An 11,663-nucleotide genomic window follows, 5' to 3' on the forward strand; every position below is an offset into this window, starting at 1 on the left:
GTTTGCTTAAAGGGTGGGCTCAGTCGTCTGCGAGACGGCCAGATCGGCAAAGCAACGCCCCTCGGCCGCCAGCTTCTCCAAGAGGGGCGCTGGCTGCCACCACGCGCCGTGCTCGGCGTGCAAGCGACGGATATCGGCGAGAACTTGCGCCAGGCCGATTCGGTCGGCCAAGTACATCGGCCCTCCCTGGTGGGCAGGAAAGCCGTAGCCGGTGAGGTAGGTGATGTCGATGTCACCAGGGCGCAGGGCGATGCCTTGCTCGAGCAATCGCGCCCCCTCGTTGACCATCCCGTACAGGCAGCGCTTGAGGATTTCGGTTTCGTCCATCGGCCGGCGGGTGATGCCCATGCGCGCAGACTCCTCCACGATGAAGCGCTCAATTTCCGGGTCACGCCGAGGGGTGCGGTCGCCCGACTCGTAGCGGTACCAACCCCGTCCGCTTTTTTGGCCGAAGCGGCCCATGTCGCACAGTTTGAGGATCAGGTCGTTCCAGCGCCGGTCCTTGGCACGGGTGGCCATCTGGGCCTTGCGGGTCTGCCAACCCACGTCATTGCCGGCCATGTCGTGCACCGCAAAGATGCCCATGGCGTAGCCAAAGCGGGTGAGGGCGGCGTCCACTTCGTGTGGCAGGGCGCCGTCTTCCACCAAGAAGTGCGCCTCGCGGTTGTATTGCCGGAAAAGGGCGTTGCCGATGAAGCCCGGGTAGATGCGGGCCAGCACCGAGGTCTTGCCCATTCGCCGGCCCAGGTCCATCAGGGTGGCAATGACGTCAGGCGCAGTTTTCGCGGCCCTCACCACCTCGAGCAGCTTCATCACGTGCGCGGGGCTGAAAAAATGCGCGCCCACGACGTCCTGGGGCCGCTTCGTGACCGCAGCGATCTGGTCGATGTCCAGCCCCGAGGTGTTGGTCGCCAAGATGGCGCCGGGGCGGGCGAGGGTGTCAAGCTGCCGGAAGATGTCTTGCTTGAGGCCCAGGTCTTCGAAGACGGCTTCGATCACCAGGTCGGCAGGGGCCACGGCGGCCATCTCCAGCGAACCGGTGATGAGGGCCAGGCGCTCGGTCATGGTGGCCGCGTCCAACTTGCCGCGCTTCACACTGGTGGCGTAGTTGTCCCGGATCTTGGCCAGGCCCTTGTCCAGTCCCTGTGCGCTGGCGTCGATCAGCGTGACCGGAACGCCGATATTGGCCAGGGCCATGGCGATGCCCCCGCCCATGGTGCCAGCGCCGATGACAGCCACCTGGCGCAGGGGCCGAAGCGCTGTTTCCGCAGGGATGTCCGGGACGCGGGTGGCTGCGGCGGCGCAGCGCTTGGCATGGGCGGCGGCGCGGGCGCGATCTTCGTCGCTGACCTGGAAGAAGTTGAAGTCGCTCATGCTGCGGTTCAACCCTGGTTTTCCTGCAGCCGTTTGGCCTTGCCGTCGACGAATTCACGCAGGCGGGCTTCGGCTTCGGGCGGACGAGCACGGTTGGAATTGAGCTGTTCGACAAACAGGCCATCGTCGTGCGACATGTCCTGGATGCGCGGGAGGACGTTGATGATCATCCAATTGGTCTCGACACTGTTCTTGGCGATACGCTGAGCCAGCTCGGTGGCCTTGGCCAGGGCCTGGCCGGCGGGCACCACGTAGCGCACGACATGTTCTTGCAGGCCCTCGGCCGGGGTGAGCAGTCGGCCGGTGAGCATCATGTCCATCATCACGGTGGTTCCCACCACGCGCTGGATGCGGACTGTGCCGCCGCCACCAACGAAGATGCCGCGTTGGCCCTCAGGCAGGCCGAACAGCGCTGTTTCGTCGCAGACCCTCACATGCGCAGCCGTGGCCAATTCGAGGCCACCGCCCACCACCGCGCCGTGCAGCGCGGCGACGAAGGGAATCGGACCGCGGGCGATCAGGTCAAACACCTCATGCCAGTTGTGGCGACGACGCTTGCGCGGGGGCTTGATCTGACCCGTGGCGCGGGCGAGGGCCTCCGCCAGGTCGAGCCCAGAGCAAAAATTGGTGCCGTGCCCATGCAGCACCGCCACGTCGGCCTCATCATGGGCCCGCAGCACCGCCGCGCGCAGGGCGTCGACGAGCGGATCGTTGATGGCGTTGCGCTTGTCAGGGCGGTTCAGGCCAATGAAGGCGACATTGCCTTCAAGGGCGTAGGTAATCAGATTGTCTTCGCGCATGGGTGGGGGGGTTGGGGAAATCAAAGATCGAGCTTGTCCATCGGCTCGATGGCCACGCCGGTGGCCGCTTGGTGGGCTTGCTGCACCCATTCGGGCTGCCCGGCGTGGAAGATGAAATGCCGCAGGAGCCGGGCCCATTTGGGGTGCCGCCGGTAGTCGACCAAGGGTAGACCCTTCATGAAAAAGTCGCGCGAGTCGGAGGGCAGGAAGACCCGCTGGTTGGCGTCGGGGTTGCGTAGGACCCCCTTGGGGTCACGACCGGCCTGCACCGCCTCGATGTCCTCAAACAACTGCCTGCGCAGCATCGCAATGCCACGGTCGCTGGCACCCAGGTTTTCGCGCGTGCGGTCGGCAATACGGCCCTGACCGACCCAGGCGACGATGTCTTGGTTGAGGATATGGCTGGTGATCCATCGGCCATCTTCGCCGCGAATCGGGGCGTGCCAGGTTGGAATGCTCGTCTGCGCAAAGGGCTCAGCCTCGCGCGGCACGCGCAGGAAGGACCAAGTCACGCTCAAGGTGTTCTCGTCGTCCACAGGGACGCGCCACTCGAAATGGTCGCCCAGAAAGAAGCCGTTGGGCCAGAGGCAGACCCGGCCGATGGTCCACAGCGGGTTGTTCTCGCCGCTGTCCTCGGTGATGCGCTTGTAAATGAAGCCGTGCTCGAACTCTTCGAAGGCCAGCTGGAGGTGGGTCGGCGCATAGCTGCCCATGTGCCCGCGCAGGCGCCGGCTCCAGTTGGCGTGCATCCACTCGAAGTGAACCGGGTCGATCGAATTCTCCTGCGCCTGCAGCCAGTTGCAGGGCACCTCCGCGAACACCGACTGAACGAAGCCGTTCTCCCAGTGAAAGGGCTCCCAGTCGGGTAGCTCCGGTGCGGGCTGCGGCCCGAGGTAGGCCCAGAGCAGACCCGCCATGGGGCGTACCGGGTAGGCCTTGAGACGGGTGCGCTGGCGGAGTTTGCCTGCCGGGTCGACCTGGTCTTCATAAGGCTGGGCGATGCACCCACCTTGGTGGTCATATTGCCAGCCGTGGTAATTGCAGCGAAGTCCGCGCTCCTCCACGAAACCGTAGGAGAGGTCGGCACGCCGGTGGGCGCAGAAGCGATCCACCAGGCCGTAGTGGCCACCCAGATCGCGGTAAAGCACCAGGTCTTCGCCGAGCAGGCGCACCGGCTTGACCGGATTGCGCGCGAGTTCGTCGATGCCGGCGATCGGGTGCCAGTGCCGCCGCAGCACCTCGCCCATCGGCGTACCCGGACCGACCCGGGTCAGGGCCTCGTTCTTTTCAGGGGTGAGCACGGGTGGGCCGTCTGTGGTCTCAAAAGTGACGAGCTTATTCGCCCTTGAAGCCGGAGGCCTTGATGATCGGGTCCCAGTGGGCGAGCTCGGCGCGTTGCATCACGTCAAGCTCCGCGGCATTGCGGAACAGGGGCTGGGCCCACAGGCGTTCGGTCATGACCTGCTTGACATCCGCCATCTGCAAGATGTCGCGGATCGCGTTTTGCATGCGGGTGACGTCGCCAGCGGGCGTGCCCGCCTTGGCCCACATGCCGGTCCAGCCCTCACCGGAGGTGACGTTGATACCCTGTTCGGCGAATGTCGGGATGTCGGGCATGAGTGGCGAGCGCTCCTTGGTGAACACGCCAATTACCTTGATCTTGCCGGCCCGGTGGTGGGTCATCATGCCGTCCAGCAGGCTGATGGCCGAGGGCAGGTGGCCGCCGACCAGATCGGTCACCATCGGGGGCGAGCCCTTGTACGGAGCCAGTTGCAGGTCCACGCCGATGGTCTTGGCCAGTTGCACGCCCAGGAAGTGGTTCTGACCGCCAGCGCCCGGGGTGCCAAAGCTGGCCTTGCTCGGGTTCTTGCGGCACCACTCGACAAATTCACGGGCGTTGCTGGCGCCGGTGTTCAGGGCCACGCCCATGCCCAGGGGGTAGGAGGCGAAGCTGGCGACGGGTGCGAAGTCCTTGGTGATGTTCCATTTGAGCTGGTCGCGAAACACCAGCATCTGGAAGGTGGGAGTGGCATTGGGTGCCACCATGAAGGACAGGCCGTCGGCTGGCGCCGCCAGGAGTGCATCAGCCGCAATGCGCCCGCCCACGCCAACCGGGTTGGTCACGATCACCGGCTGGCCCAGGATGGCCGGCAGGCGGTCGGTGATCAAGCGCGCGATCGCGTCAGTGGCACCGCCGGTGGGAAATCCCACCAGCACCTTGATCGGGGGCTTTTGCGCGCGGGCGATGCGAGGCAAGCCCATGGCCAGGGCTGCGCCCGTGGCACCGGCGCTGGCGAGAAGGTTGCGACGATTGAGGGTCATGTCTGTCTCCTGTGTCTTTCGTCCAAGGGGGGCCGCCTCTGCGCGCGGCTTGTCTCAGGGGTTGGGGGGCGGGGGCGTCAGGACGTGGCGGCGCGCGCTGGTGCGACAGCCGGTGCATCGGCCAGGGTGCGCCAATCGGTGCCGGCGGGCATCACGCCACCGACCGAGCGGATGGTTCGATAGTTGAGGTCGGGATGGTGGGCCAAGGTGGGCGCCTTGCCCTCCATGTGCTCGCGGGCCGCACGCATCAGGAGCTGGCGCACCCGGATCACCGCACCGTCCGCAGAGCAGAGTTGCTCAGTGGTGCGGTCGTAGATCGGGCCCTGGCTGATGAACATGGCGAAGTCCTCGGTACCCAGGTGCTGCGGAAAGCCCGTCTGGTGGCCACGCTTCATCAGGTCGCGGTTCTGGCCCCAGTTGTCCTTGGCCTCGCCCGGCGGCAGTGGCGGGAAATTCCACACGTCGGGCGTGGCCGACATCACGGTCATGCCCAGGGGGCGATGGGTGTTGTACTGCACGAACCAGCCGCGGTGGGTCAGGTCGTCGATCGGCACCGAGAAGAACACCGTGGTGGGGCTGGTGGCGTCGGGCGGGCAGATGATGCCGTACCAAGGCATCACAAAGTTATTGATGCGGGCGTAGACCTTGTCGTCGGGCAGCTGGCGCAAGGCGGCGTAGCGGTAGCCATAGGGCTGGTCCTCGAATTCCATCTTGGGCGCCAGGGCCTTGGTCATGAGCAGGCGCTCGTTGCCGCCTCCCGCAGTGATCTGGGTGGTGGATTCGTGCAGCACGCCCACGTGGGAGGAGTCCATCGAGGCCTCCACCGCCTGCACCCAGTTGGTGGGCACCTCGGCGCTGGTGACAGAGCGCTGGCTCGCCGGCAGGTCCATGAAGGGCAGGTCGGGGAAGGGAGGCGGGGTCTCGCCTTTACCCAGCCAGACCCAGACGATGCCGCCGCGGTCCGCCACGCTGTAGCGGTTGACGCGCACATGCTTGCAAAAGGCGTCTTGGTCGCCGGTGTGGTTGGGGGCCTCGATCAACTCGCCCCGGGCGTTGAACTTCCATCCGTGGTAGATGCAGCGGATGCCGTTGTGCTCGTTTCGACCCAGGGCCAGCGAGGCCTTGCGGTGGGCGCACTGCTCGTCGAGCACGGCAGCGGTGCCGTCGGTCGTACGAAAGGCGATGTAGTTGGTGCCAAGCAGGCGGATCCGCACCGGCGCGCCGTCGGCTTCGAGCTTGATACTGGGTACGGCAGGCAGCCAGTAATGCTGGCGGATCATCTCGCCCATGGGCGCGCCATTTTCGACGCGTGTCAGCAGCTCGTTTTCTTCCTTCGTCAAGGGCATGGCGCGCTCCCGTTCAACCCGCGTAGTTCTTGAAGGCGCGGGTGTAGAGCCGCTGGCAGTTGCACTCGAAGATGTCGCGCTTTTGCGCCTCGGTCAACCAGTCGATGCTCTCGATCACCGGCTTCATGTCGTCGTAGTCGCGGCCGCTGATCGGGTCGCGGGCGCTACCCGTGCCAGGTTTTTCGGTTCCGAACAGCACGTTGTCGGTGCCAGCCACCTTGCACAGGAGCTCGATCGCCTCCTTGCTGTAGTTGCAAGTGTCGAAGTAGAGCTTGCGCAGCTGTTCGTCAAAGGTCTCCTTGTCACCCTTGCGCACGGTCCAGGAGCGAAAGCGTCCCATCTGGTAGGGAATCGCGCCGCCCGCATGGGCGACGACGATCTTGAGGTCGGGGAAGGTGTCAAAGGTCTTGGCGCCCAGCAGCGAGATGACCGCGATGCTCTCTTCGTTGATGAACTTGAGCGTGTAGGACTCGCGGGCGCTGCAGCTGCCGGCCGAATGAATGAGGCCTGGCACGTCCAGTTCGGTCATCGCCTGGTACAGGGGATGCCAGAAGGGGTCGCCCAGACCGGGCGGGTCGCCCTGGCCTTCGGTCGGGTCCGGGTTGATCAGGCAGCCCACAAACCCCAGTTGCTCGACGCAGCGACGCAACTCGGGAATGGCACGCTCCTCCAGCGCCTCGTCCATGTACTGGGGCAGGCCGGCGACGCCGCGGAAGCGGTCGGGGAACATCTCGACAAACCGGGCGATCAGGTCATTGCAGTGCCGGGACCAGAGCTCGGTCACCTTGCCGGGCTTGACCGAATGCATCTGCAGGTAAGGACGCGGGGAGATGAATTGAATGTCGGTGCCGACCTCGTCCATGCTCTTGACCAGCTCCTCGGCCACCTTGCGCACCGCGGCCTCGGGGATCTTGGGCAGGGTGTGCGGGTTGGCGCGTCCGCCGACCAGTTCCGCCATGAAGCGGAAGCTCTCGGGCGGCATGACGATGTGGGCGTGGGAGTCGATGATCATGAACCGTTGTCTCTCTTGTTGGGTCGTGGGGCGGTCGAATGTAAAAGGGGGGCGAGCGGGAAAGCCGATGGGCTCAGCCCTGCACGTAGGCCAAAGCTTCAATCTGCAGCCACATGCCGTGCTGCAAGGCCTGCACGGTGATGTGGCGGGCGGGGCGATCGGCCGGGTCCGGGAACAGGGCCAGCCAGTGTGGGTTGACGGCCTCGCGCACCGACTCGTCGCCAATGGTCACGGCCAGCTTGACGACGTCGGCCAAGCTGGCGCCGCCGCCGGCGAGCACGGCCTGCAAATTGATGAAGGCGTTCGCGGCTTGGCTGGCCGCATCAGCCGGCAAGGCTCCGGTGACGGGGTCCTTGCCGTTGACGGCAGAGGTGGCGAGCAGTGGGCCAACGCGGGCAGCCGCGGGAATGGGCGCTTTGTGCGAGCCGCCGGCGACATGGATGGAGCGGGGAGGGCGTGTGGTCATGGGGTCAGGCCATCAGGGCAGGGGCCGGCTGTCGGGCTCGGCCTCGAACAAATGCATGGGGATGCTGGCCAGAAACTCAGAAAAGCCGGTGGAGCCCGAGGGCACATGCAGCAGCATTTCCCGCGCAGCGGCGGCCTCGTCGCCGTCCTGAATGGCACGGGCGACCTTACGGTGGTCCTGCAGCGACTGATTGATCTGGGCCTTGGTGACAAAGTCACGCAGGCGATAGCGGTGGATCTGCCGGCGCGCGTTGCGAATCAGGTCGGCGAGGTAGGGGTTTCGGCAGCCGCGGTAGATGACGTCATGGAAGCGGGCGTTGGCCTGGGCGTATTCCTCGGTGCCGCCTTCCACGGCGGCGTCCTGGCAGCCTTGCAGCGCCTCGTCGATGGCGCGGCGCAGGTCGTCGTCGACCCGGCGCGCGGCCATCTTGGCGCAGGTGGCTTCTAGCTCACCAATGCCTTCCATGATGGCGCGCAGCTGGCTGATGGACAGGCGGGAGACGGTCACACCCTGGCGCGGCGCAATGCGCACCAGGTTGCGAGCGGCCAGCTGTTGCAGCGCCTCGCGCACCGGGGTACGTGAGACCTGGAAGCGGACAGCGAGCTGCCGCTCGTCGAGCGGGCAGCCCGGCGGCAGCTTGCCCGCCTCGATCTCCTCCTGGAGGGCGGCCCGGATTTCGTTGGCGCGGCCGCCGCGCGGGCGACCGTCCTCGATGCCGAGGAGCGCCTCGGCATCGGTTTCGGGCGCGGAAAGGGTGGCGGTGGATTCCATCGCGGCAAATATACATTGAGTTACCTGTGGTATGCAATCTTAATTTCCGGAGCCGCCACCGATTCGCGTAAACCCTTATTTCACAGGCATTAACGCTCAGGGATAACCCGACAAAGCGCCAAATAGTGAGATCTGGTGTTTTATTTAGCCCCTTTTGTATGCCAGAATTGCCGGAAACAAAAACGAACGTCCGACGCGAAAGGTAGTCCTGCATGTCCGCTTCCGCCCCGGCCCTCCAGCGACCGCCTCTGCCCCTCGGCCGCATCCTGCGGCCTCATTCCGTCGCCATCGTGGGCGCGTCTGCCGACCCGCGCGCCTTTGGCGGCTTCGTGCAGGGCAACCTCGAACGCTTTGGCTACGACGGTGCCTTGCACCTGGTCAGCCGCAGCAGCACCGAGATCAATGGCCGTCCGTGCGTGAAGACGGTGGACGAACTGCCCCAGGACCTGGACCTGGCCGTGCTGGCCATTCCCGAAGCGGGCGTGATCGACGCGCTGCGATCGCTGGCCGCCCGGCGCTGCCACTCGGCCTTGCTGTTTGCCTCGGGGTATGCCGAGGCGGGTGAGGCGGGCCAAGCCCGCCAGCGTGAACTGGCCGAGGTGGCCGCCGCCTGCGGCATTCACCTCATCGGCCCGAACTGCATGGGCTTCACCCATCTCGCCGCCGGCATTCCCCTGACCTTCGAACCACTGGCCGCGCGCCCACGCGAGCAGCGGCCGGGCGTGGGCATCGTGGCCCAGAGCGGCTTCATGGCCGCCAACCTGCGCGACTCGCTGGTGTCGCGCGGGGTGCCGGTGGCCGTGGTCTTTTCGACCGGCAACGAGGTGGATATTTGCGTCGAGGACGTGATGGCCGCCTACCTGGACGACCCGCAAATTCGTGTGCTGACCGTCTACGCGGAGCAGATTCGCCACCCGGCGCTGTTTCAGCAACTGGCCGCACGCGCCCGCGCCGCCGGCAAGCCGGTGGTGCTGCTCATGCCCGGGCGCAGCGCCCGCGCCCGTGAGGCCGCGCAGTCTCACACCGGCGCCCTGGCCGGCGACCATGCCACCGCCGCCACGCTGCTGCGACGCGAAGCGGTGGTGCTGGTCGAATCGCTCGACGAGCTGCTGGACACCACCGCCGTCTTGCTGCGCTTTCCGCAGCCGCCAGCGGGCGGTACCGCCTTCATGACGGGCTCGGGTGCGATGAAGAACCTCGCGCTCGATTTCGCCGACGACCTGGGCCTGGACCTGCCGGCGCTAGGCACCGCGGTCACCGCCAAGCTTCGCGCGCTGCTGCCCGATTACGCGGTGGCGGAAAACCCGCTGGACTACACCACCATCAGCGTGCGCAACCCCGGCATCGTGGGCGAATTGATGCTCACCATGCTCGAGGACCCGGGTATTGGCAGCCTGGTGCTGGCCATTCCGGTCGGCCCCGTCGTGGCGCAGAAGGACAAGGCCGAACACATCGTGCCGGCCTTCGCCCATGCCAACAAGCCGGCGGTGCTGGTGCTGACTGGGGACGGCAGCCCCATCGAGCCCTTTTTCACCGAGGCGATCGAAGCCAGTGGCGTACCCTTGTTCCGCTCCGCTGACCGGGCGCTGCGCGCGCTTCAGCGCGTGGCGGCCTACGGCGAAGCGCTGGCCCGCGCTGGACGCGCCCGACCGGTGGCCCGGGAGGCACTTGCGCTGCCGGGGCCTGTGCCCGCCAACGGCATCTTCGCCGAGTACCAGGGCAAGGACTGGCTGCGTCAGGCCGGCCTGGCCGCGCCGCCGGGGCGGCTGGCCCAGAGCGCCGACGAGGCGGTGGAGGTGGCCCGCGAGATTGGCTTTCCCGTGGTGCTCAAGGCTCAGGCCAGCGAGCTGCCGCACAAGAGTGATGTGGGGGGTGTGCTGGTCGGCCTGGCCGACGAAGCCGCGCTTCGCGCCGGCTGGGAGCAGCTGCACGCCAGCGTCGCCCACCACCGCCCGGGGCTGGCGCTGGACGGCGCCCTGGTTGAGGCCATGGGGGCACGCGGACTCGAACTGGTGGTCGGCGCCAAGCGAGATGCCGACTGGGGCCCAGTGGTGCTGGTTGGCCTGGGCGGCATCTGGATCGAGGCCTTGCACGACGTGCGCCTCATTCCGGTGGACATGGCCGAGGCCGACATCGTGGTCGAGCTTGGCCGCCTCAAGGCCGCCGCCGTGCTGGCCGGCGTGCGCGGTGCGGCCGGCGTGGACCTGGCCGCGATCGCCGCGGTGGTGGCACGCATCGGCGCGCGGATGCAGGCCGACCCGCGTCTCATGGAAATCGACATCAACCCGCTGGTGGCCTATGCCGCCGGCAGCCCGGTCCCGGTGCTGGCGCTCGATGCGCTGGTGGTGGCCCGGGACGCCTGAAAGACAGCCAGAGATGGAGCTCAAGTTCTCTTCCCAGGATGAAGCCTTTCGCCAGGAGGTGCGTGCCTTCGTGCGCGATCGGCTGCCGGCAGACATTCGGCGCAAGGTCGAACTCGGTCTGCGGCTGGAGCATGCCGACTATGTGACCTGGTTTCGCATCCTCGAGTCACGCGGCTGGCTCACGCCGGGTTGGCCGGTCGAACATGGCGGCCCGGGCTGGAACCATGTGCAGCGCTACATCTTTGATGAAGAAACGCTGCTGGGCGGGGCGCCGCGCCTGATCGCCAGCGGCATTCAGATGCTCGGCCCGGTGCTGCTTGCTTTCGGCACGGAGGAACAAAAGCGCAAGTACCTCCCCGACATTCGCCAAAGCAACACCTGGTGGGCCCAGGGCTTTTCCGAGCCGGGGGCAGGCTCCGACCTGGCCCAGGTGCGCACGACCGCCGTGCTCGAACCCGATGGCAAGCACTTCGTGGTCAACGGCCACAAGGTGTGGACCTCGTACGCGCAGTGGTGCTCGATGATGTTTGCGCTGGTGCGCACCGACCCCGACGCCAGCAAACCGCAGGAAGGTATCTCGTTCCTGCTGATCGACATGAAGTCGCCCGGCCTCACAGTGCGCCCGATCCGCATGCTCGAAGGTGGCGAAGACCTCAATGAGTGCTTCCTGGACAACGTGCGGGTGCCGGTGGAAAACCTGGTGGGCGAGCTGCACAAGGGCTGGTCCTACGGAAAATACCTGCTGGGGCATGAGCGCACCGGCATTGCCGGGATTGGCTCGTGCAAGCAGCAATTGGCCCGGGCCCGCAAGTTGGCGGCGCAGCAGGGCTTGGGCAGTGATCCGGTGATGCAGGCGCGGCTGGCCCAGTTCGAGGCCGAGCTAATGGCGCTGGAGTTCACCGCACTGCGCCTTTTGAGCCCGCACCAGCAAAGCAAAGTGCCGGGGGTGGAAGCGTCCATGCTCAAGGTGCGCGGCACCGAACTGCGCCAGGCCATCTTCGAAGCCTTGGTGGACATCGCCGGCCCCGAAGGCGTGCCTTTTTCCGTCTCGGCGCAGCGGCTGGAGCACCTGGCCGAATCTGCCGCCGACCCCGAGATGACTGCGCTCGCGGCCAACAGCCTGGACGCCCGCAAGTTGACCATCTATGGCGGCACCAACGAGGTTCAGCGCAACCTCATTGCCCGCGCCGCGCTGGAAGCCTTCTGACA

Annotated in this window: 10 protein-coding genes; 2 read left to right on the plus strand and 8 right to left on the minus strand. The window is 66.4% G+C overall.

Annotated features, from left to right (window positions below; all coding sequences use genetic code 11):
* Positions 1 to 6: 6 nt before the first annotated feature.
* From QE494_RS03200 to QE494_RS03235, 8 genes are all read right to left on the minus strand, one after another.
* Positions 7 to 1,374: a 3-hydroxyacyl-CoA dehydrogenase gene (locus QE494_RS03200; protein WP_300041457.1), complete on the minus strand. Its 1,368-nt coding sequence runs from the start codon at positions 1,372 to 1,374 to the stop codon at positions 7 to 9.
* 8 nt (positions 1,375 to 1,382) lie between these two features.
* The gene (locus QE494_RS03205) at positions 1,383 to 2,174 is read right to left on the minus strand and encodes a crotonase/enoyl-CoA hydratase family protein (RefSeq protein ID WP_300041458.1); all 792 of its coding nucleotides are present in this window, start codon (positions 2,172 to 2,174) and stop codon (positions 1,383 to 1,385) included.
* A 20-nt stretch (positions 2,175 to 2,194) separates the two neighbouring features.
* On the minus strand, positions 2,195 to 3,475 hold the full coding sequence (locus QE494_RS03210; protein WP_300041459.1) for an aromatic ring-hydroxylating dioxygenase subunit alpha: 1,281 nt from the start codon (positions 3,473 to 3,475) through the stop codon (positions 2,195 to 2,197).
* A gap of 34 nt (positions 3,476 to 3,509) precedes the next feature.
* A complete protein-coding gene (locus QE494_RS03215) occupies positions 3,510 to 4,496 on the minus strand; it encodes a tripartite tricarboxylate transporter substrate-binding protein (protein WP_300041460.1) in 987 nt (328 codons plus the stop codon).
* A 77-nt stretch (positions 4,497 to 4,573) separates the two neighbouring features.
* Complete coding sequence (locus QE494_RS03220) at positions 4,574 to 5,842, minus strand: Rieske 2Fe-2S domain-containing protein (protein WP_300041461.1); 1,269 nt, start codon at positions 5,840 to 5,842, stop codon at positions 4,574 to 4,576.
* Between the two features lie 13 nt (positions 5,843 to 5,855).
* A complete protein-coding gene (locus tag QE494_RS03225; protein WP_300041462.1) occupies positions 5,856 to 6,854 on the minus strand; it encodes an amidohydrolase family protein in 999 nt (332 codons plus the stop codon).
* A gap of 73 nt (positions 6,855 to 6,927) precedes the next feature.
* Positions 6,928 to 7,320 carry a RidA family protein gene (locus tag QE494_RS03230; RefSeq protein ID WP_300041463.1) on the minus strand — a complete coding sequence of 131 codons (393 nt, stop codon included), beginning with the start codon at positions 7,318 to 7,320 and terminating at the stop codon, positions 6,928 to 6,930.
* 12 nt (positions 7,321 to 7,332) lie between these two features.
* Positions 7,333 to 8,091 carry a GntR family transcriptional regulator gene (locus tag QE494_RS03235; protein ID WP_300041464.1) on the minus strand — a complete coding sequence of 253 codons (759 nt, stop codon included), beginning with the start codon at positions 8,089 to 8,091 and terminating at the stop codon, positions 7,333 to 7,335.
* Positions 8,092 to 8,303: 212 nt separating this feature from the next.
* Between QE494_RS03235 and QE494_RS03240 the strand changes: the two genes are divergently transcribed.
* Both QE494_RS03240 and QE494_RS03245 read left to right on the plus strand, forming a co-directional pair.
* Positions 8,304 to 10,454 (plus strand): acetate--CoA ligase family protein, encoded by a 2,151-nt coding sequence (locus QE494_RS03240; RefSeq protein WP_300041465.1) that lies wholly within the window; start codon positions 8,304 to 8,306, stop codon positions 10,452 to 10,454.
* 13 nt (positions 10,455 to 10,467) lie between these two features.
* A complete protein-coding gene (locus tag QE494_RS03245; RefSeq protein ID WP_300041466.1) occupies positions 10,468 to 11,661 on the plus strand; it encodes an acyl-CoA dehydrogenase family protein in 1,194 nt (397 codons plus the stop codon).
* Positions 11,662 to 11,663 lie beyond the last annotated feature (2 nt).

Origin of the sequence: Ramlibacter sp. (assembly GCF_029866045.1) — a bacterium.
In the GTDB taxonomy this organism is placed as follows: Bacteria; Pseudomonadota; Gammaproteobacteria; order Burkholderiales; family Burkholderiaceae_C; genus Ramlibacter.